The following is a 20,161-nucleotide window of genomic DNA, read 5'->3' on the forward strand; positions in this document are numbered from 1 at the left end:
AATGAGAAAAGCTATTGAAACATTAAAGAATATATGGAAGATTGAGGATCTGAGACAGCGGATCCTCATCACCATATTGTTTGTGGCAATTTACCGTTTCGGATCATATGTCGTATTACCGGGTATCAATCCGGCGATGCTGGCTAAATTGCACGAACAAACAAGTGAAGGCCTTTTAGCCTTGTTAAATATGTTCTCTGGAGGAGCATTTTCTAATGCCTCTATTTTTGCATTAGGAATCATGCCTTATATCTCTGCATCTATCGTAATCCAGTTGTTGGGAATCGCTGTGCCGTATTTCCAGAAGCTGCAACGCGAAGGTGAGAGCGGCAGAAGAAAAATGAATCAATATACTCGTTATTTGACGATTGCTATATTGTTAGTTCAGGCCCCTTCTTATTTGCTCAATCTTAAAATGCAGGCTGGCCCTTCCTTAAATGCTTCATTAGATTGGACTCTGTTTATGGTTACCTCTACCATTATTTTGGCAGCAGGTAGTATGTTTATTTTGTGGCTTGGTGAAAGAATTACTGATAAAGGTATTGGTAACGGTATTTCATTTATCATCTTGATTGGTATTATCGCTCGTTTCCCTGATGCTTTGTTGCAAGAAGTTGTATCCAGAGTAGCAAATAAGAGTGGTGGTTTGATCATGTTTATAATTGAAATCGTATTCTTGTTATTAGTGATTGGTGCTGCTATTCTTTTGGTACAAGGTACAAGAAAGATTCCTGTACAGTATGCAAAAAGAATTGTTGGTAACAAGCAATATGGTGGTGCTAGACAGTACATTCCTTTGAAAGTGAATGCGGCTGGTGTTATGCCTATCATCTTTGCTCAGGCAATCATGTTTATTCCAATTACGTTTATCGGTTTTTCAAATGTAAATGATGCGGGCGGTTTCTTGCATGCGTTTACAGATCATACAAGTTTCTGGTATAATTTTGTTTTTGCGGTAATGATTATATTATTTACATATTTCTATACTGCAATTACAATTAATCCGACTCAGATGGCTGAGGATATGAAGAGAAATAATGGTTTCATCCCTGGTATTAAACCGGGAAAGAAAACTGCAGAGTATATTGATGATATAATGTCTCGTATTACTTTGCCGGGTTCTTTCTTCTTGGCTTTAGTTGCTATTATGCCTGCTTTTGCCGGTATATTCGGAGTGCAAGCAGGATTTGCTCAATTCTTCGGCGGTACATCTTTGTTAATTCTTGTAGGTGTTGTTCTTGATACACTGCAACAGGTTGAAAGTCATTTGTTGATGAGACACTATGATGGTCTGTTGAAGTCTGGTCGTATTAAAGGACGCGCTGGTGTAGCGGCATATTAATTCTTTAGATTAGAAATGATATTTCTTAAAACAGAAGATGAAATAGAATTGCTCCGTCAGAGTAACCTGCTTGTTGGTAAAACTCTTGCAGAGGTTGCCAAACTGGTGAAGCCTGGTGTAACTACACGTGAGTTGAATAAGGTTGCTGAAGAGTTCATTAGAGATCATGGGGCAACTCCAACTTTCAAAGGATTTCCGAATCAATATGGAGAACCATTTCCCGCATCTCTTTGTACTTCTGTTAATGAGCAGGTTGTACATGGAATCCCAGGGGATATTGTACTGAAAGATGGCGATATCGTATCAGTGGATTGCGGAACTTACATGAATGGTTTTTGTGGTGATTCTGCTTATACTTTTTGTGTAGGAGAGGTGGACGAAGAAATTCGTAACTTGTTGAAGGTAACTAAAGAAGCGTTATATATTGGCATTCAGAACGCAGTGCAAGGCAAAAGAATCGGAGACATCGGGTATGCTATTCAGCAATATTGTGAGTCTCACTCTTATGGTGTAGTGCGTGAGTTTGTTGGTCATGGCATTGGTAAAGAGATGCACGAAGATCCTCAAGTGCCTAATTATGGTAAAAGAGGATATGGACCTTTGATGAAAAGAGGCCTTTGCATAGCGATAGAGCCGATGATAACATTGGGAGATCGACAAGTGATTATGGAACGTGATGGATGGACTGTGAGGACCAGAGATCGTAAATGTGCTGCACATTTTGAACATACGATAGCTGTTGGAGCTGGTGAAGCTGATATTTTGTCTTCATTCAAATTCATAGAAGAAGTTTTAGGAGATAAAGCAATATAATATGGCAAAGCAATCTGCAATAGAACAAGATGGAGTTATAGTTGAAGCATTGTCAAATGCAATGTTTCGTGTTGAATTAGAAAACGGACATGAGATTACTGCACATATTTCAGGTAAGATGCGGATGCATTACATCAAGATCTTGCCGGGAGATAAAGTGAGAGTCGAAATGTCTCCTTACGACTTATCGAAAGGAAGAATTGTGTTTAGATATAAATAAAATAAGATATGAAAGTAAGAGCATCATTAAAGAAACGCACGCCAGAATGTAAGATCGTTAGACGTAATGGCCGTTTGTATGTTATTAACAAGAAAAATCCTAAGTATAAACAACGTCAAGGATAATTTGTTATTTTTGCAAAAAAAATAATTAAGTATATGGCTATAAGAATAGTTGGTGTAGATTTACCTCAGAACAAAAGAGGTGAAATTGCGTTGACCTATGTATATGGAATAGGTCGCAGTAGTTCAGCAAAAATTTTAGATAAAGCTGGTGTAGATAAAGATCTGAAGGTTAAAGACTGGACAGATGATCAAGCTGCTAAGATTCGTGAGATTATCGGTGCAGAGTATAAAGTGGAAGGTGATCTTCGTTCTGAAATCCAATTGAACATTAAGCGATTAATGGATATTGGTTGCTATCGTGGTGTACGTCATCGTATTGGTCTGCCTGTTAGAGGTCAGAGCACAAAGAACAATGCACGTACTCGTAAAGGTAGAAAGAAAACCGTTGCTAATAAGAAAAAAGCTACTAAATAATAATTGTTGATATGGCAAAAAAAACAGTTGCAGCTAAAAAGAGAAATGTGAAAGTAGACGCTAATGGACAGTTGCATGTTCATTCATCTTTCAACAATATTATTGTTTCTCTTGCAAACAGTGAAGGGCAGATTATCTCTTGGTCATCTGCTGGTAAAATGGGATTTAGAGGTTCTAAAAAGAATACTCCTTATGCAGCTCAGATGGCTGCCCAGGATTGTGCAAAGATTGCATTTGATCTTGGCCTGAGAAAGGTAAAAGCTTATGTGAAAGGTCCAGGTAACGGACGTGAGTCTGCTATTAGAACTATCCACGGTGCTGGTATCGAAGTTACTGAAATCATTGACGTAACTCCGCTTCCACATAATGGTTGTCGTCCTCCAAAAAGACGTAGAGTTTAATTTACCTTTAACTTACAATGATCTTGATTTTGTTTTTGGATTACATTTAATTTCTCTCTGTAATCGCGGCTGCAACAAATTAAGTTCATGAATAAACAATTAAATATTTAAAAAGAAATGGCTAGATATACTGGACCAAAATCGAGAATCGCCCGTAAATTCGGTGAGGGAATCTTTGGAGCTGATAAAGTTTTGTCAAAGAAGAACTATCCTCCCGGACAACATGGTAATTCAAGAAAAAGAAAAACTTCTGAATACGGTGTGCAACTTCGTGAAAAGCAGAAAGCTAAATACACCTATGGAGTTCTAGAAAAACAATTCCGCAATTTGTTTGAAAAAGCAGCTACTGCTAAAGGTATTACCGGTGAGGTACTTCTTCAATTGTTGGAAGGCCGTCTTGACAACGTAGTATTCCGTTTGGGTATTGCTCCTACACGTGCTGCTGCTCGTCAGTTGGTTAGTCACAAGCATATTACTGTAGATGGTGAAGTGGTAAACATCCCTTCATTTGCAGTAAAACCAGGACAATTGATTGGTGTTCGTGAAAGATCTAAATCTTTGGAAGTAATTGCTAATTCTCTTGCAGGTTTCAATCACAGCAAGTATGCTTGGTTGGAATGGGACGAAGCTTCTAAGGTTGGTAAAATGTTGCACATACCTGAAAGAGCTGACATTCCTGAGAACATTAAAGAACATTTGATCGTTGAATTGTATTCTAAATAATAATTAATTTCATGGCGATATTAGCATTTCAAAAACCTGATAAAGTATTAATGTTGGAGGCGGACTCCAGATTCGGTAAATTCGAATTCCGTCCGTTGGAACCGGGTTTTGGTATTACTGTAGGTAATGCATTACGCCGAATCCTTCTTTCTTCATTAGAGGGTTTTGCTATCACTACTATCAGAATTGATGGTGTGGAGCATGAATTTTCTAGTGTACCTGGAGTAAAAGAGGATGTTACCAACATTATCTTGAATCTGAAACAAGTGAGATTCAAGCAAGTAGTTGAAGAGTTCGAGAGCGAAAAAGTGAGCATCACTGTCGAGAATTCCAGTGAATTTAAAGCAGGTGACATAGGTAAGTATTTGACTGGATTTGAAGTGTTAAATCCGGAATTAGTTATTTGTCATTTAGATTCTAAGTCAACTATGCAGATTGATATTACAATTAACAAAGGCCGTGGTTATGTACCTGCTGATGAGAATCGCGAGTATTGCACGGATGTTAATGTAATTCCAATCGACTCTATTTATACACCGATACGTAATGTCAAGTATGCTGTAGAAAACTTCCGTGTAGAACAGAAGACTGACTACGAAAAGCTAGTACTTGAAATTAGTACCGACGGTTCTATACATCCGAAAGAAGCGCTGAAAGAAGCTGCAAAAATTCTGATTTATCACTTCATGTTGTTCTCTGACGAGAAGATCACGCTTGAAAGTAATGATACTGATGGCAATGAAGAGTTTGATGAAGAAGTATTGCACATGCGTCAGCTGTTGAAAACCAAACTCGTTGATATGGACTTGTCAGTTCGTGCCCTCAATTGCTTGAAGGCTGCTGACGTAGAAACTCTCGGTGACTTGGTACAATTCAACAAAACTGACCTGCTGAAATTCAGAAACTTCGGAAAGAAATCGCTTACCGAGCTTGATGATTTGCTGGAAAGTCTGAATCTGTCGTTTGGAACCGACATTTCTAAATATAAATTAGATAAAGAATAAAAAATGAGACATAATAAAAAATTCAATCATTTAGGTCGTACTGCTTCTCATAGAAGCGCTATGTTATCTAACATGGCTTGCTCTTTGATCAAGCACAAAAGAATCACTACGACTGTTGCAAAGGCGAAAGCTTTGAAAAAGTTTGTTGAGCCTTTGATTACTAAGTCTAAAGAAGATACTACGAACTCTCGTCGTGTTGTATTTAGCAATTTGCAAGATAAGATTGCAGTAACAGAGTTGTTCAAAGAAATCTCTGTTAAGATTGCTGATCGTCCGGGTGGTTATACTCGTATTATCAAGACTGGTAACCGTTTGGGTGACAATGCAGAAATGTGCTTCATCGAGTTGGTTGACTACAATGAAAACATGGCTAAGGAAAAAGTGGCTAAGAAAGCTACTCGTACTCGTCGTTCGAAGAAATCTGCTGAAGCTGCTCCTGCTGCTGTTGAAGCTCCTGCAACTGAAGCTCCTAAGGCTGAAGAACCAAAAGCTGAATCAGCTGAATAATTTTACAGTTATTCTTATAGATATAAAAAGGGCTACCCTCATAGGTAGCCTTTTTTGTTTGTCTGCCGTTTACTAATACTAAGATACATTAAAATATATCTTAATAGAACTTTTCATAGAGAGAATCTGTTATATTTGCAAGTGAATATGGCAAAATTTGTAAAGGTAATATTGTTTCTGTTGCTGACAGTTGCTTTTCATAGCATAGCAGGCAATATTTCTACCGCGAAAGTGGTGGATGAACAGGAGCGTGCTATTACATATGCAATGAGACAACATGGGGAAATCAGCGCACCGGATCTTCCAGGTAAGCCTGTGGCTGAATTGAACAACTCGCAAAGCCATCAAATATCTGTAACACGTATTCAACGTGTGCAACTTGGAGAATATTTCTTTTCTTTGAAGAATGCGCTACAATGTTGTGCTGATCGTGAGAACTCACTTTCACAACACTTGGGGCGGATTTATGGTACAACAACTTCCTATTATTGCCAGCCATCAAGTGAATACTATGTATATACTTTGAGGCGCATAATTATTTAGTAGTAACTTATTAGTTTTGTTTATTTTGTGGTTACTGGTATCTTCTGTAATACCGGTGACTATATCTTTTTATCTTTATATTTTCACTAATAATTTAAACTTTAAATATTATGGCAACTACTCAAATGATTGATGCTACTATCTTCACATCTTCACACCCCGATATCGCAAAACGTACAAGTATTTCAGGAGTTTTAATTTCTTCTGTAATGTTATTGGTCGGTATCTTAGCTTTTGCTTCCACTTTCGAATTGGATGATAAGTCTTCTACGGTTAGTATGGCTTTGATGGTTCTGGGAACAGGTTTATTCCTTATGGGGATTTTCCGTCTCTTCTGGAAATCAAAAGAAGTTATTTATTTGCCAACCAAAAGTGTGGCTAAAGAGCATAGTATATTTTTTGATTTGAAACACATGGATGCTTTGAGGGATCTTGTGAATTCGGGGGCATTCTCTGCAGGTTCGAATATAAAGAGTGAGGCTAGTGGTAATATACGTATGGATGTGATACTCTCTGCTGATAAAAAATTTGCAGCTGTACAGTTATTCCAGTTTATACCTTATACATATCAGCCAATAACATCAGTGCAGTATTTCACTAATGAACAAGCTTCAGCGGTCATAGCATTTCTGGCAAAAAGTAAAATGCAGTAAAAGTATATCTCCAGAAACTGTTTAACTTTGTTTTCCGGCAGATTAAAACAGGTAGCTTGAAATTTTATATTCAGTTTGCTGCTGCTAAATAAAGCAGGTTTTGGATGTTACCGCAATAGAAAACTTTGATTTTCATATAAGGAATGGGGATTAGTCGTTAATGACGGCGATTCCCATTTTCTTCATTAAGAAGCAGGCATTCATATTTTGTGCAACTCCATTTCTCATTTGGTAAGAGAAGGTAAGTTCGTTGTTCGTAATGTCAGCTTCGAAACAGTAATTCCGGATATTTTGTGGGAAGGAGTCCACTAAAGTCCCTAGCAACAAGTCATGGGTGGCGATGATGCCATTGGTGTTCATGTGCATGAATTGTTTGATGAGGGCGAAAGAACCTTTCTGTTTATCCATGGAGTTTGTACCTTTCAATATTTCATCAAGGATGATGAAAAGTTCTTCTCCTGCTTCAAGCTTGTCTATGATTAATTTAAGTCGCTTGAGTTCGGCAAAGAAATAAGATTCGTTGTCGGCTAAGGAGTCACTGGTCCGAAGACTGGTAACGAGGCGAGCCGGATATATTTTCATCTGCTTTGCCCAAACGGGAGCCCCTATACATGCTAGTAGATAGTTCACTCCTACAGTACGTAAATACGTGCTTTTTCCTGCCATATTGGCTCCTGTGATAATAATAAAGAAAGGACGTTTTTCAATGTCTATTCCGTTGCGTACACATTTGTTGCGATCCATTAAAGGATGCCCCAAAGCTTCAGCCTGCAGATGGAAAGATTGAGCAGCAATGGTAGGATAGATATAATCCGGATGATTATATGCGAATGTTGCCAGAGAACAATAAGCATCAATCTCTCCGATGGTTTCTATCCAGCGGGGGAGATCGGATGCATGGATTTCTTTCCACTTCTCGATTCGCATTACTTGGCGCAGCTCCCAGAATATCAGTCCGTTGAGTATCGTGCTTATTAGCAGATTACTTCGTTGATCGAGCGCGTTCATCAGTTTTGAAAGCTGGCGTACTGCTTGAGAAGCGGTTTGATTCTGGCTTGTAAGCTCCGCTTTTAACTTTTGCAGTATATGGCTTTGCATTTCTTTCTGTTCAGTGAGAAGAATCTGGTCGGCGTATGTCGAAAGAATTTGTAGCTTTTCCCCGTAGGTCGTTTGCAATTTAGTGATTCCTTTAGAGAAAATAGTGCTAAATAATACAAAGCTAACAAATACTCCTCCAGCTATATTAGCCGAGATAATACCTAAAATGGCTAAACCTATACATAAGAAATTAATGATCGTTACCGCTGTCGGGAGGATACGTAGAAGCGTTCGCTTCCGATAATAACTTGGACTGTTTGCCCATTCCTTGATTTCGGTGGTATCGGCAGGTTTTCCTTTATAGAGTAAGCCGAGTAAGCGGATTTGTTGACGATATTCTAAGTCTGTGGACAATTCATGTATAGCTTCCTGGCGATGTTCAATAGCTTCTTTGTTTTCCAGATGTGCATTGAACCAGTTTGCAAGATGCTGTTTGCCAATAGGCGTTGCAGTGCGGTTGATGTATTGGAAAAGAGAATGTTCACCAAATACGTCTAAATCAAGAGTGTAGAGATGAGATGGATTAACAAATTCTTTTCCATCATCAAAATCAGAAAAGTCATATTGCATGGCACGTAGCTCCTGCTCATTGATTTCTATTTTCTTTTTCAGAAAATCTTTCCGGTAGAACCAGAAATTATGGCGTTTTACCAGCCAGATGAATAAGATAAAAGGCAGGATAGCAAAAGCAAAGAGACATAACCACCCATCAGGCCAAAAGATTATAGCATTTGCTACAGCTCCTACGAATAAGATCAGACGGAGGAGACTGATATAATAGATACGTTTCCGGGCATTCTGTAACTCCAGTTCTGTTTTCTGAATGATTTGCTGATATGTAGTAATGATCTGCTCTTGTTTTTCCATGACAAATTTAATTCTTTTCCACAAAGGTAATATAATTCATAACGGTCGGGATAAGAGCTTGTTTTTGTCGAGAGCAGATTTACTGTTTATTAACGGAAGATAGAAAGGAATAACAAGCTCATATTGCGACTTGCCTGGATAACGCCTTTGCTAGCTGTAAGGAATGGGTATATAAGTTCTGTTTCCGTTTAACGAAAGTAGGGGGTATTTCCTGATAGTAGTTTTTTTTCAATATTTCTTTTCTCATTCTTGCATTTATCCGCTAAAATTTATAACTTTCCACTCGAAAAGGCGTTAGACAGGAAAGGAGGATGCTTATGAAGAAAGGATGTATCTTATGTTTGCTGATAAGCGTGATTAGCCTTCCGTTAATTGCGCAGAATGTTACTTATTCCAACCTGAAAGAGTTGTTGGCTCAACATGGCGATACGACAGCCGTGTTGCGTATAGAAAAACGCTCCAGAAATCAGATTGTATTGACAGGAGGGGCTGATTACCGGATAACAGCCGGTGATGACGAGTCGATGTGCCGACGTTTGAAGAAGCGTTGTTTTGCCGTGCGTGACGAAAAAGGAGATTTATATTTGAATTGTCGTAAGTTGCGCTATAAAAAGTTACGCTTCGGAGCATGGTATGCCCCTGCCGTTCAGTTGGGGAAAAATATCTATTTTTGTGCCATGCCTTTAGGCTCGGTTATCGGAGGAAACTTTGTGGAAGAAGATGACGTAAAACTGGGAGGGAATATCGGTGATGCTCTTGCCGCTTCAAGCTTGGTTACGAAACGTGTCTGTTATGAGCTAAATGGTGAAACAGGAAAAGTCGATTTTCTGGGGAAAGATAAAATGCTTCAATTATTGAAGAATGATCCGGAACTGAGACAGGCATATTTGAACGATGATAGCCAGGAGGCGAAGCATACCTTTAAATATTTGTTGGAGTTGCGGAATAAGCAAAAAAAGTAACCTTGTCGATCTCTGTTGGTATAGCAGGGAAGGAGTGTATTCATATACAACCATGGTCATAGTGATATGATTAGGGGTGCGGATTATGTCAATAGCATAGAACTCATAGCTCTGATTTAATGGAAAAATCCGCTATCCATTTTAATAAAAGACCTATTAATCCGTTTGGATAAAAGGCCTGCATTTGTATCTGTATAAAAGTATAAGCGACTCTTGAGATAGCTTATATTTTATCATTCTATTAAATTGTAAACCTAATAATGCCTTTCTGATAATAAAACCGTCTTTTTTCTTGTCTTTTATCTTCTTTTTTTCTATATTGCGAAGAGTTATAAGACTGTATTGCTTACAGTTTGTAATCCTTAATTCTGTTTATTATGAGAATAACTCTTGGCAACACACTACCTCCTTATCCGGATTTTGTAGAAGGTATCCGGAGAGCTCCCGACCGTGGTTATACACTTACCCCGGCGCAGACAATCACAGCATTAAAAAACGCTTTGCGTTATATTCCCTCCGAGTGGCACGAGCAACTGGCTCCTGAATTTATGGAAGAACTACGCACTCGCGGGCGGATTTACGGATACCGTTTCCGTCCTGCCGGAGACTTGAAAGCAAAGCCGATTGATGAATATCAAGGACAATGTATTGAGGGCAAAGCCTTTCAGGTAATGATTGATAATAACCTTTGCTTCGATATCGCCTTATATCCCTATGAGCTTGTTACTTACGGTGAAACCGGGCAAGTCTGCCAAAATTGGATGCAATACCGACTGATCAAGCGATATCTGGAAGAACTTACCCAGGAACAGACACTGGTTATTGAATCCGGACATCCATTAGGGCTTTTCCGCTCCCGTCCCGATGCTCCCCGCGTTATAATTACCAATTCGATGATGATCGGGCAATTCGACAATCAACATGATTGGCATATTGCCGCCCAGATGGGAGTTGCCAATTACGGACAGATGACAGCCGGAGGCTGGATGTATATCGGCCCTCAAGGGATTGTTCATGGCACTTTCAACACCCTCCTGAATGCCGGACGATTGAAACTCGGTATTCCACAAGACCAAGATTTGCGGGGACACTTATTTATTTCTTCCGGTTTGGGAGGAATGAGTGGTGCACAACCTAAAGCAGCCGAAATAGCAGGAGCAGTCTCCATCATAGCCGAAGTAGATCGTTCACGCATTGAAACACGCTATCGCCAAGGATGGGTGGGGCATGTGACTGCAGATATAACAGAAGCATACCGGATGGCAGCTGAAGCAATGCGACACCGTGAACCTTGTTCCATTGCCTATCATGGAAATATAGTAGACCTACTCGAATATGCCGAGCGAGAAAAGATTCTGATCGAACTATTATCCGATCAAACCTCCTGTCACGCCGTTTACGAAGGTGGATACTGCCCTGCCGGACTGACTTTCGAGGAACGCACACGACTTCTTCACGAATCGCCGGAGCAATTCCGTCACTTGGTAGACGTATCTCTACGCCGTCATTTCGAAGTTATCAAGAAATTAGTAGCCCGCGGAACTTATTTCTTTGATTATGGAAACTCCTTCATGAAAGCCATATACGATGCCGGAGTAAAAGAAATCTCCCGTAATGGTGTTGATGAAAAAGACGGATTTATCTGGCCGAGCTATGTCGAAGATATTATGGGGCCCCAACTCTTTGATTACGGCTACGGTCCGTTCAGGTGGGTCTGTTTGAGTGGTAAACACGAAGATCTGATAAAAACAGACCGCGCGGCTATGGAATGTATCGACGTCCATCGGCGTGGTCAGGATCTGGACAACTACAATTGGATACGGGATGCAGAAAAGAATCAACTCGTGGTGGGTACACAGGCACGTATTCTTTATCAGGATGCAGTTGGAAGAATGAAGATAGCCCTCCGTTTCAATGAGATGGTTCGCCGGGGTGAAGTAGGACCTATTATGCTGGGACGAGACCACCACGATGTAAGCGGTACGGATTCTCCTTTCCGGGAGACGTCGAATATCAAAGACGGAAGTAATGTGATGGCAGATATGGCTGTGCAATGCTTTGCCGGAAATTGTGCCCGTGGAATGAGTCTGGTAGCTTTGCACAATGGAGGCGGAGTCGGTATCGGCAAAGCAATCAATGGCGGTTTTGGTATGGTATGCGACGGTAGCGAACGGGTAGATGAAATACTTCGTTCGGCAATGCTTTGGGACGTGATGGGAGGAGTAGCCCGCCGTTCATGGGCGCGTAATCCGCATGCGATGGAAACGAGTGAAGCATTTAATGAGTCCCATGCAGGAGATTATCAGATAACAATGCCTTATGTGGCGGACGAAGAATTAATAAAGAAGATAGTTCCATATATTGTGGGAAAGTAGTCTCACAATATAAGAGAAAACATTCCCATAAAATGAGGGAATAAATTCCCATAATATATGGAACAGTTTAAACATGCAGTTATTTTGGATAAACCAAGTAGTTATTTGATGTAAAACATATAGTTATTCAGTAAAGTATAACCTCTATAATAATAGATATTTGATATGAGTTGGAATAAGATTATTGAGTGCGTCCCCAATTTTAGTGAGGGACGTGATTTAGAGAAAATAGATCAGATAGTAGCCCCTTTCCGTGGTAAAGCTGGAGTAAAACTGCTTGATTATAGTAATGATGAAGACCATAACCGTCTGGTTGTCACACTTGTGGGAGAGCCGGAAGCACTGTGTGAAGCAGTAGTTGAAGCCGTTGGTGTAGCTGTCCGTTTGATCGACCTGAATCAGCACACCGGGCAACATCCTCGTATGGGAGCGGTAGATGTAATTCCTTTCATCCCGATTAAGAACACCAGTATGGAAGAAGCCATTGAGCTTTCTAAAAAAGTGGCTGCGAAAGTTGCGGAGCTATCTAATCTTCCCGTCTTTCTGTATGAAAAGTCCGCTACTGCACCACACCGGGAAAATCTCGCTTCCGTTCGTAAAGGCGAATTTGAAGGAATGGCCGAAAAGATCAAACTGCCCGAATGGCAACCTGACTTCGGACCTGCTGAACGACATCCGACCGCAGGTACCGTAGCAATCGGAGCCCGTATGCCACTCGTAGCCTACAATGTCAATCTAAGTACAGATAATCTGGAGATAGCCACTAAGATAGCGAAAAATATCCGCCATATCAATGGAGGCCTCCGTTATGTGAAAGCAATGGGAGTGGAGCTGAAAGAGCGAAACATCACCCAAGTGTCAATTAACATGACCGACTATACCCATACCGCACTTTACCGTGCCTTCGAACTGGTACGTATCGAGGCCCGTCGTTACGGTGTTACGATTGTAGGTAGCGAAATAATCGGCCTTGTACCGATGGAAGCTCTGATTGATACCGCTTCCTACTATCTCGGACTCGAAAACTTTTCCATGCAGCAAGTTCTCGAAGCTCGTATCATGGAATAGACAATAAGAAAATAGAATGAATCACAATTGCTTTATGGCAAACATCATTCTAAAAGAACGTCCCATTCATATCTCCATTTATTATATGAACTAATTATGATGAACTATTTATGAGTGAAAACCTAATCATATTTAACGCCCGTATCGTAACCCCCATCGGCTTTTCCGCCCGTAAAGGAGAGGAAATGTCCCAACTGCAAATCATAGAAAACGGAACCGTGGAAGTGACCAAAGGAATCATTACCTACGTTGGTGAAAACCGTGGCGAAGACCGGGATGGTTACTACCAGCACTACTGGCATTATAACGCTCGCGGACATTGCCTTTTGCCCGGTTTCGTCGATTCCCATACCCATTTTGTATTTGGTGGAGAACGTTCCGAAGAATTTTCCTGGCGTCTGAAAGGCGAAAGCTATATGTCAATCATGGAGCGGGGAGGGGGAATTGCAAGTACCGTAAAAGCCACCCGGCAAATGAACTACCTGCAACTTCGTTCAGCCGCCGAAAGCTTCCTGAAGAAGATGAGCACTATGGGAGTAACCACCGTAGAAGGTAAAAGTGGCTACGGTCTGGATCGGGACACAGAATTACTACAACTAAAAGTAATGCGCAGCCTGGATAACGCCGAGCATAAACGCGTTGATATAGTCTCCACTTTCCTCGGCGCCCACGCCCTTCCCGAAGAATACGCAGGAAGAAGCGACGAATATATCGACTTCCTGATTCGTGAAATGCTTCCCCTTATCCATTCCGGTAAGTGGGCAGAATGTTGTGATGTCTTTTGCGAACAAGGCGTTTTCTCTGTCGAACAATCCCGTCGCCTGCTTCAGGCGGCCAAAGAGCACGGTTTCTTGTTGAAACTTCATGCCGACGAAATCGTCTCTCTCGGCGGTGCCGAACTGGCCGCCGAACTCGGAGCACTATCTGCCGACCATCTCCTGCACGCTTCCGATGCCGGCATCCGTGCAATGGCCGATGCCGGAGTAGTAGCTACGCTGTTACCTCTGACAGCTTTCGCCTTGAAAGAACCCTACGCGCGAGGGCGTGAAATGATTGACGTCGGTTGTGCTGTGGCACTTGCCACCGACCTGAATCCCGGCAGTTGTTTCTCCGGTTCCATCCCGCTGACCATTGCTCTGGCCTGCATCTATATGCAAATGAGCATCGAAGAAACCATCACTGCTCTCACCCTGAACGGAGCTGCCGCCCTTCAACGAGCCGACCGTATTGGAAGTATCGAAGTAGGTAAACAAGGCGATTTCGTCATTCTCAATTCCGACAACTATCATATTCTACCTTACTATATAGGCATGAATTGCGTAATCATGACTATTAAAGGCGGCATACTTTATCCCGTCGCTTAATAGTTGAAAAACTCTCATTCATTAATCACTTAAAAAACAGAATACCATGTTAGCAGATTTAACCGTAAAAGATTTCTTAGATAAAGTAGCTTGCAGTGACCCTGTGCCCGGTGGCGGTAGTATTGCCGCTTTGAATGGAGCGCTGGCTTCCTCCCTTTCTACGATGGTGGCACGGCTGACCGTAGGAAAAAAAGGATACGAAGTCAGTGAAGAAGTAATGCAGCACGCACAAACCATCACCCTCCGTTTGCTAGACGAATTTATGGCGCTTATTGACAAAGATTCAGCTGCCTACAACGAAGTATTTGCCTGCTTTAAACTACCTAAAACAACCGACGAAGAGAAAGCCGCCCGAAGTGCTGCTATCCAGAAGGCAACCAAACAAGCCGCCCTCGTTCCGTTGGAAGTAGCCCGCAAAGCACTGGATATGATGTCCGTTATAGCAGATGTTGCCCGTCTCGGTAACCGGAATGCTGTCACAGATGCCTGTGTAGCAATGATGTCCGCCCGTACCGCCGTATTGGGAGCCTTACTGAATGTCCGTATCAACCTCGGTTCGCTCAAAGACAGAGATTTTGTCCTCCAGCTGCAAACCGAAGCCGATGCCATCGAGCAAACCGCCTGTCAGAGAGAAAAAGAATTGTTGGATGCCGTAAATCAAGACCTGCGCGTATGAGTAAGAATGTATACCATATCGGTTCCGGAGCACTGACCTTCGAAATCATCGAACGAATTATAAACGAAAACCTGAAACTGGAACTAGCCCCCGAAGCCAAGTTACGCATCCAGAAATGCCGTGACTACCTCGACCAAAAAATAGCTTCTTCCGAAGAACCATTATACGGCATAACAACAGGTTTCGGCTCTCTATGCACTAAAAATATATCTCCCGATGAACTGGGAACCCTCCAGGAGAACTTGATAAAAAGCCATGCTTGCAGCGTAGGCGAAGAAATCCGCCCCGTCATCATCAAACTGATGATGCTTCTCAAAGCCCACGCCCTCTCATTGGGACATAGCGGCGTACAAGTTATCACCGTGCAACGCATCCTCGATTTTTTCAATAATGACGTCATGCCAATTGTCTACGACCGCGGTTCCCTTGGAGCCTCCGGCGACCTGGCACCGCTCGCCAATCTTTTCCTTCCTCTGATAGGTGTCGGTGATGTCTACTATAAAGGAAAAAAGTGCGAAGCCATCAGCGTACTCGACGAGTTTGGCTGGGAACCGGTCAAACTAATGAGCAAAGAAGGACTAGCCCTGCTGAACGGCACCCAATTTATGAGTGCCAACGGTGTGTTTGCTATGCTCAAAGCCTTTCGCCTCTCGAAAAAGGCCGACCTGATAGCCGCCCTTTCCCTCGAAGCCTTTGACGGCCGTATCGACCCGTTTATGGACTGCATCCAGCAAATCCGTCCCCATCAGGGACAGATTGAGACAGGCGAAGCCTTCCGCAAACTACTGGCAGGCAGCGAACTAATCGAACGCCACAAGGAACATGTGCAAGATCCCTATTCCTTCCGCTGCATCCCACAAGTACATGGCGCCACCAAAGATGCCATCCGCTACGTTGCCTCCGTACTGCTGACCGAAATCAATTCCGTCACGGACAACCCCACCATCTTCCCCGATGAAGACCGGATCATCTCCGGCGGAAACTTTCACGGGCAACCGCTTGCCATCTCTTATGACTTCCTCGCCATCGCCCTGGCCGAATTGGGAAATATCTCCGAACGCCGTGTCTCCCAACTGATTATGGGACTCCGTGGACTACCTGAATTTCTCGTAGCCAACCCCGGTCTGAACTCCGGCTTCATGATTCCCCAGTATGCCGCCGCCTCCATGGTCAGCCAGAATAAAATGTACTGCTATGCAGCTTCTAGCGATTCCATAGTCTCCTCCAACGGACAGGAAGACCATGTAAGCATGGGTGCCAATGCCGCCACCAAACTCTATAAAGTGATGGACAACCTGGAACATATCCTTGCCATCGAACTGATGAACGCCGCACAAGGCATCGACTTCCGCCGCCCGCAGAAAACCTCTCCCGTTCTTGAGCGTTTCCTCCATGCCTATCGGAAAGAAGTGCCTTTTGTAAAAGATGACATTGTGATGTACAAGGAAATACATAAAACAGTCGCCTTCCTGAAGAGGACACAGATTGAATACTGACAATAAATTGACCCTTTTTCGCTTTTCGTTAATAATGGTGACTGTTATTGCCGGGTAAGTGTCGATTCTTATCGATATTTATCCGGCATTTATTGGCTCCCATCTCTTCTATTAGCGATAAAACTTTACTTCCTATATTCCCTCCTTTTACCTTTCTTTTGTGTTTGTTCCAAATTTCCTATTAACACTTGTTTTCATTTCACTCTATTGAATGATAATAAATCCCAAATGGACTATAAATAGCTGGAAACTTAATTTGTTAATTGAGTTTTCTATATATCTTTGTTCCGTTTTTCCTTTGGAAATGAAGAGAAAACGAAAACTGCATTTTAATAAAATAGAAAAACGGATGATGACAGAGCATGGAAAGGACGCTTCCCAACGGGTAGAGTTAAGAGAACGGATCATAACGGCGGCAACAGAAGCTTTTACTTCAAAAGGCATCAAGAGTATTACAATGGATGACATTGCAGCAGCATTAGGAATTTCCAAACGTACGCTCTACGAAGTCTTTTCGGATAAAGAATCGTTGTTGAAAGAATGCATACTGAAGGCACAGGCAGACAGAGACAAGTATTTGCAGAAAGTCTTTGAACAGTCGCACAATGTGTTGGAAGTGATACTTGCAGTCTTTCAGAAAAGCATTGAGATGTTTCATCAGACGAACAAACGCTTTTTTGAAGACATTAAGAAATATCCCAAAGTATATGAGATGATGAAGAATCGGCAGGACAGCGATTCGATGAAAACCATGTCCTTCTTCAAAACAGGAGTAGAGCAGGGCATCTTTCGTTCGGATGTAAACTTCGCTATTGTCAATTTGCTGGTACGTGAGCAATTTGATGTGCTTTTGAATACGGACATCTGTAATGAATACCCTTTCATTGAAGTGTACGAATCCATCATGTTTACTTATATACGCGGTATCTCCACCGAAAAAGGAGCAAGGGTACTGGAAGACTTTATACAAGAATATCGCAAGAACCGCATCGAAGACTAGAGTAAAAGTGAGGTTCTATTGACAAACAATTAAGATTAAATTAGAAATTCAGTTTATGAACAAGATGAAAAGATTGACAGGTCGGAAGATCCTTCTGGTAGCTGTGGCATTCTGTGCATTTGGTTTTGCAAAGGCGCAGGACACGCAGACGGAGAAGAATACCCTAACCTTAACCTTAGACAAAGCCTTGGAAATTGCATTGGATGAGAATCCGACAATGAAAGTGGCAGCGGAAGAAATCGCCTTAAAGAGAGTTGCCAGCAAGGAAGCCTGGCAAAGTCTGTTGCCGGAGGCCAGCATTGCCGGTTCCTTAGACCATACAATTAAAGCGGCTGAAATGAAATTGAACGATATGTCGTTCAAGATGGGGCAAGACGGTTCGAATACCGCCAATGCCGGGTTGAGTATTAACCTGCCACTCTTTGTGCCGGGTGTTTACCGTGCTATGTCGATGACAAAGACGGATATTGAACTGGCAGTAGAGAAGTCACGTGCTTCCAAACTGGATCTGGTGAATCAGGTAAGCAAGGCTTATTATCAGTTAATGCTTGCACAGGATAGCTATGAAGTGCTTCAAGGCAGCTATAAACTGGCAGAAGATAATTACAATGTAGTGAATGCCAAATATCAGCAGGGAACTGTGAGCGAATATGACAAGATCAGTGCGGAAGTACAGATGCGCAGCATTAAGCCGAACCTGATTGCGGCAGCCAATGCGGTGACTTTGGCTAAATTACAGTTAAAAGTTCTGATGGGCATCACTGCCGATGTGGAGATAAAGATTAATGATAATCTGACCAACTATGAGACGACCATGTTTGCCAATCAGTTGAAAGAAGAGAATGTGAATCTGAACAACAATACCACCATGAAGCAGTTGGACTTGAACATGAAGTTGCTCGAAAAGAATGTAAAGTCTTTAAAGACAAACTTTATGCCGACTCTTTCCATGAGCTTCTCCTATCAATATCAGTCATTGTATAATCCGAATATCAATTTCTTCGATTATAACTGGAGCAACAGTTCCAGCCTGATGTTCAATATCAGCATACCTTTATATAAGGCAAGCAATTTTACGAAAGTGAAATCTGCCCGTATCCAGATGCGCCAGCTCGATTGGAATCGTATCGATACGGAAAGACAGTTGAATATGCAGATTGTCAGTTGTCGCAATAATATGAGTGCCAGCACAGAGCAGGTAGTCAGCAACAAGGAAAATGTGATGCAGGCAAAGAAAGCGGTGGTGATTGCCGAAAAACGTTATGATGTAGGTAAGGGCACGGTGCTCGAACTGAACAGTTCCCAAGTGTCACTGACACAGGCGCAACTCACCTACAATCAGTCCATATACGATTACCTGGTTGCTAAGGCAGACCTCGATCAGGTTCTGGGAAAAGAATAAAGATAGACAACTAAAAAATTACAAGTAAGGAATATGAAAAGAAGTATCCAATTGGTAGCCCTGCTGTTAACTGTGTTTATGGGCTCATGTACAGGTGGAAAAGACAAAGCTGCTGCGGAACATGTGGACGCAAAGCCTATTGTGAAGCTGGCAGACGTAAAAGCCCGCCCCGTAGATCAAATACAGGATTACACAGCAACGGTGGAAGCCGAAGTAAAGAATAATATTGCGCCTTCGTCTCCCGTACGTATCGATCAGATTTTCGTAGAAGTGGGCGACCGCGTATCCAAAGGACAGAAACTTGTGCAGATGGATGCAGCCAATCTGAAACAGACGAAGCTGCAACTAGATAATCAGGAAATAGAATTCAACCGTATCGACGAATTATATAAAGTGGGCGGTGCGTCCAAATCAGAGTGGGATGCTTCGAAGATGCAACTCGATGTGAAGAAAACCGCTTATAAGAATCTGCTGGAGAATACCTCTTTGCAAAGCCCTATCAATGGTGTAGTCACTGCGCGCAACTATGATAATGGCGATATGTACAGTGGTGGAGAACCGGTTCTGGTAGTAGAACAGATCACTTCCGTGAAACTCCTGATTAACGTGTCTGAAACCTACTTCACGAAAGTGAAAAAAGGTACTCCTGTCGACGTGAAACTCGATGTATATGGTGATGAAGTCTTTACAGGAACCATCAACCTGATTTACCCTACCATAGATGCTACTACCCGTACATTCCAGGTGGAGATCAGACTGGATAATAAAGACCAGCGTGTGCGTCCGGGAATGTTTGCCCGTGCGACATTGAACTTCGGTACAGCAGAAAACGTAGTTGTTCCTGATTTGGCTATCGTTAAGCAGGCAGGTTCCGGCGACCGTTATGTATTCGTTTATAAAGACGGTAAAGTATCTTATAATAAGGTTGAACTGGGTAGACGCATGGGTACGGAGTACGAGTTGAAATCCGGTGTGCCCGATAACTCACAGGTTGTAATTGCCGGACAGTCACGTTTGGTGAACGGTATGGAAGTAGAGGTGGAAGCCTCTTCCCAACTTTCTTCCAAATGAGAGATGTACAGTACCTTTCTCCCAATGCTTTTATTAA

The 20,161-nt window shown here is 42.1% G+C and carries 21 protein-coding genes; 20 read left to right on the top strand and 1 reads right to left on the bottom strand.

What is annotated here, in order from left to right:
• Position 1 precedes the first annotated feature (1 nt).
• From secY to CJF29_RS02400, 11 genes are all read left to right on the top strand, one after another.
• Positions 2-1,342, top strand: a complete 1,341-nt coding sequence (secY, locus tag CJF29_RS02350) for a preprotein translocase subunit SecY (RefSeq protein WP_004296330.1) — start codon at positions 2-4, stop codon at positions 1,340-1,342.
• A 15-nt stretch (positions 1,343-1,357) separates the two neighbouring features.
• Positions 1,358-2,155: a type I methionyl aminopeptidase gene (gene map / locus CJF29_RS02355; protein ID WP_074559198.1), complete on the top strand. Its 798-nt coding sequence runs from the start codon at positions 1,358-1,360 to the stop codon at positions 2,153-2,155.
• 1 nt (position 2,156) lies between these two features.
• Positions 2,157-2,375, top strand: coding sequence for a translation initiation factor IF-1 (gene infA / locus CJF29_RS02360; RefSeq protein WP_002558052.1), 219 nt, complete (start codon positions 2,157-2,159; stop codon positions 2,373-2,375).
• An 8-nt stretch (positions 2,376-2,383) separates the two neighbouring features.
• A complete protein-coding gene (gene ykgO, locus CJF29_RS02365; RefSeq protein ID WP_002558051.1) occupies positions 2,384-2,500 on the top strand; it encodes a type B 50S ribosomal protein L36 in 117 nt (38 codons plus the stop codon).
• 33 nt (positions 2,501-2,533) lie between these two features.
• Complete coding sequence (gene rpsM, locus CJF29_RS02370) at positions 2,534-2,914, top strand: 30S ribosomal protein S13 (RefSeq protein WP_004296328.1); 381 nt, start codon at positions 2,534-2,536, stop codon at positions 2,912-2,914.
• Positions 2,915-2,925: 11 nt separating this feature from the next.
• Complete coding sequence (gene rpsK / locus CJF29_RS02375) at positions 2,926-3,315, top strand: 30S ribosomal protein S11 (RefSeq protein ID WP_004296327.1); 390 nt, start codon at positions 2,926-2,928, stop codon at positions 3,313-3,315.
• Positions 3,316-3,432: 117 nt separating this feature from the next.
• On the top strand, positions 3,433-4,038 hold the full coding sequence (gene rpsD / locus CJF29_RS02380; RefSeq protein WP_004296326.1) for a 30S ribosomal protein S4: 606 nt from the start codon (positions 3,433-3,435) through the stop codon (positions 4,036-4,038).
• A gap of 11 nt (positions 4,039-4,049) precedes the next feature.
• Complete coding sequence (locus CJF29_RS02385; RefSeq protein WP_004296325.1) at positions 4,050-5,042, top strand: DNA-directed RNA polymerase subunit alpha; 993 nt, start codon at positions 4,050-4,052, stop codon at positions 5,040-5,042.
• A gap of 3 nt (positions 5,043-5,045) precedes the next feature.
• The gene (rplQ, locus tag CJF29_RS02390; RefSeq protein WP_099145751.1) at positions 5,046-5,549 is read left to right on the top strand and encodes a 50S ribosomal protein L17; all 504 of its coding nucleotides are present in this window, start codon (positions 5,046-5,048) and stop codon (positions 5,547-5,549) included.
• Between the two features lie 147 nt (positions 5,550-5,696).
• The gene (locus CJF29_RS02395) at positions 5,697-6,092 is read left to right on the top strand and encodes a hypothetical protein (RefSeq protein WP_099145770.1); all 396 of its coding nucleotides are present in this window, start codon (positions 5,697-5,699) and stop codon (positions 6,090-6,092) included.
• Positions 6,093-6,202: 110 nt separating this feature from the next.
• Positions 6,203-6,745, top strand: coding sequence for a hypothetical protein (locus CJF29_RS02400; protein WP_099145752.1), 543 nt, complete (start codon positions 6,203-6,205; stop codon positions 6,743-6,745).
• Between the two features lie 150 nt (positions 6,746-6,895).
• On the opposite strand, the gene CJF29_RS02405 is transcribed toward CJF29_RS02400, so the two are convergent.
• Complete coding sequence (locus tag CJF29_RS02405; protein WP_099145753.1) at positions 6,896-8,710, bottom strand: MutS family DNA mismatch repair protein; 1,815 nt, start codon at positions 8,708-8,710, stop codon at positions 6,896-6,898.
• A 317-nt stretch (positions 8,711-9,027) separates the two neighbouring features.
• On the opposite strand from CJF29_RS02405, the gene CJF29_RS02410 reads away from it, so the two are divergent.
• The 9 genes from CJF29_RS02410 to CJF29_RS02450 all read left to right on the top strand — a co-directional run bounded on the left by CJF29_RS02410 (position 9,028) and on the right by CJF29_RS02450 (position 20,124).
• The gene (locus CJF29_RS02410; protein WP_176553086.1) at positions 9,028-9,672 is read left to right on the top strand and encodes a DUF6563 family protein; all 645 of its coding nucleotides are present in this window, start codon (positions 9,028-9,030) and stop codon (positions 9,670-9,672) included.
• Between the two features lie 377 nt (positions 9,673-10,049).
• The gene (locus CJF29_RS02415) at positions 10,050-12,047 is read left to right on the top strand and encodes a urocanate hydratase (RefSeq protein ID WP_099145755.1); all 1,998 of its coding nucleotides are present in this window, start codon (positions 10,050-10,052) and stop codon (positions 12,045-12,047) included.
• A 165-nt stretch (positions 12,048-12,212) separates the two neighbouring features.
• The gene (gene ftcD, locus CJF29_RS02420) at positions 12,213-13,115 is read left to right on the top strand and encodes a glutamate formimidoyltransferase (protein WP_074559195.1); all 903 of its coding nucleotides are present in this window, start codon (positions 12,213-12,215) and stop codon (positions 13,113-13,115) included.
• A 110-nt stretch (positions 13,116-13,225) separates the two neighbouring features.
• The gene (gene hutI / locus CJF29_RS02425) at positions 13,226-14,479 is read left to right on the top strand and encodes an imidazolonepropionase (RefSeq protein WP_074559194.1); all 1,254 of its coding nucleotides are present in this window, start codon (positions 13,226-13,228) and stop codon (positions 14,477-14,479) included.
• A 46-nt stretch (positions 14,480-14,525) separates the two neighbouring features.
• The gene (locus tag CJF29_RS02430; RefSeq protein ID WP_004296316.1) at positions 14,526-15,155 is read left to right on the top strand and encodes a cyclodeaminase/cyclohydrolase family protein; all 630 of its coding nucleotides are present in this window, start codon (positions 14,526-14,528) and stop codon (positions 15,153-15,155) included.
• Positions 15,152-16,651 (top strand): histidine ammonia-lyase, encoded by a 1,500-nt coding sequence (gene hutH, locus CJF29_RS02435; protein ID WP_004296315.1) that lies wholly within the window; start codon positions 15,152-15,154, stop codon positions 16,649-16,651. Before CJF29_RS02430 ends, hutH begins: the two co-directional genes overlap by 4 nt.
• A 349-nt stretch (positions 16,652-17,000) precedes the next feature.
• Positions 17,001-17,651 (top strand): TetR/AcrR family transcriptional regulator, encoded by a 651-nt coding sequence (locus CJF29_RS02440; RefSeq protein WP_004323670.1) that lies wholly within the window; start codon positions 17,001-17,003, stop codon positions 17,649-17,651.
• A 55-nt stretch (positions 17,652-17,706) separates the two neighbouring features.
• Positions 17,707-19,053 carry a TolC family protein gene (locus CJF29_RS02445; protein WP_004310868.1) on the top strand — a complete coding sequence of 449 codons (1,347 nt, stop codon included), beginning with the start codon at positions 17,707-17,709 and terminating at the stop codon, positions 19,051-19,053.
• A gap of 33 nt (positions 19,054-19,086) precedes the next feature.
• Complete coding sequence (locus tag CJF29_RS02450; protein ID WP_099145756.1) at positions 19,087-20,124, top strand: efflux RND transporter periplasmic adaptor subunit; 1,038 nt, start codon at positions 19,087-19,089, stop codon at positions 20,122-20,124.
• Positions 20,125-20,161: the final 37 nt, after the last annotated feature.

The sequence above is a fragment of the Bacteroides celer genome (genome assembly GCF_002632415.2).
Taxonomy (GTDB): Bacteria; Bacteroidota; Bacteroidia; order Bacteroidales; family Bacteroidaceae; genus Bacteroides.

What these genes read in the sequence shown, in the direction of transcription:
- CJF29_RS02400 (WP_099145752.1), top strand. Translation starts at nt 6,203, where the DNA reads ATGGCAACTACTCAAATGATTGATGCTACTATCTTCACATCTTCACAC.
- rpsK (WP_004296327.1), top strand. Translation starts at nt 2,926, where the DNA reads ATGGCAAAAAAAACAGTTGCAGCTAAAAAGAGAAATGTGAAAGTAGAC.
- ykgO (WP_002558051.1), top strand. Translation starts at nt 2,384, where the DNA reads ATGAAAGTAAGAGCATCATTAAAGAAACGCACGCCAGAATGTAAGATC.
- secY (WP_004296330.1), top strand. Translation starts at nt 2, where the DNA reads ATGAGAAAAGCTATTGAAACATTAAAGAATATATGGAAGATTGAGGAT.
- CJF29_RS02385 (WP_004296325.1), top strand. Translation starts at nt 4,050, where the DNA reads ATGGCGATATTAGCATTTCAAAAACCTGATAAAGTATTAATGTTGGAG.
- CJF29_RS02405 (WP_099145753.1), bottom strand. Translation starts at nt 8,710, where the DNA reads ATGGAAAAACAAGAGCAGATCATTACTACATATCAGCAAATCATTCAG.
- CJF29_RS02440 (WP_004323670.1), top strand. Translation starts at nt 17,001, where the DNA reads ATGATGACAGAGCATGGAAAGGACGCTTCCCAACGGGTAGAGTTAAGA.
- CJF29_RS02450 (WP_099145756.1), top strand. Translation starts at nt 19,087, where the DNA reads ATGAAAAGAAGTATCCAATTGGTAGCCCTGCTGTTAACTGTGTTTATG.
- CJF29_RS02395 (WP_099145770.1), top strand. Translation starts at nt 5,697, where the DNA reads ATGGCAAAATTTGTAAAGGTAATATTGTTTCTGTTGCTGACAGTTGCT.
- rplQ (WP_099145751.1), top strand. Translation starts at nt 5,046, where the DNA reads ATGAGACATAATAAAAAATTCAATCATTTAGGTCGTACTGCTTCTCAT.
- map (WP_074559198.1), top strand. Translation starts at nt 1,358, where the DNA reads ATGATATTTCTTAAAACAGAAGATGAAATAGAATTGCTCCGTCAGAGT.
- rpsM (WP_004296328.1), top strand. Translation starts at nt 2,534, where the DNA reads ATGGCTATAAGAATAGTTGGTGTAGATTTACCTCAGAACAAAAGAGGT.
- CJF29_RS02410 (WP_176553086.1), top strand. Translation starts at nt 9,028, where the DNA reads ATGAAGAAAGGATGTATCTTATGTTTGCTGATAAGCGTGATTAGCCTT.
- CJF29_RS02415 (WP_099145755.1), top strand. Translation starts at nt 10,050, where the DNA reads ATGAGAATAACTCTTGGCAACACACTACCTCCTTATCCGGATTTTGTA.
- infA (WP_002558052.1), top strand. Translation starts at nt 2,157, where the DNA reads ATGGCAAAGCAATCTGCAATAGAACAAGATGGAGTTATAGTTGAAGCA.
- ftcD (WP_074559195.1), top strand. Translation starts at nt 12,213, where the DNA reads ATGAGTTGGAATAAGATTATTGAGTGCGTCCCCAATTTTAGTGAGGGA.
- hutI (WP_074559194.1), top strand. Translation starts at nt 13,226, where the DNA reads ATGAGTGAAAACCTAATCATATTTAACGCCCGTATCGTAACCCCCATC.
- hutH (WP_004296315.1), top strand. Translation starts at nt 15,152, where the DNA reads ATGAGTAAGAATGTATACCATATCGGTTCCGGAGCACTGACCTTCGAA.
- rpsD (WP_004296326.1), top strand. Translation starts at nt 3,433, where the DNA reads ATGGCTAGATATACTGGACCAAAATCGAGAATCGCCCGTAAATTCGGT.
- CJF29_RS02445 (WP_004310868.1), top strand. Translation starts at nt 17,707, where the DNA reads ATGAACAAGATGAAAAGATTGACAGGTCGGAAGATCCTTCTGGTAGCT.
- CJF29_RS02430 (WP_004296316.1), top strand. Translation starts at nt 14,526, where the DNA reads ATGTTAGCAGATTTAACCGTAAAAGATTTCTTAGATAAAGTAGCTTGC.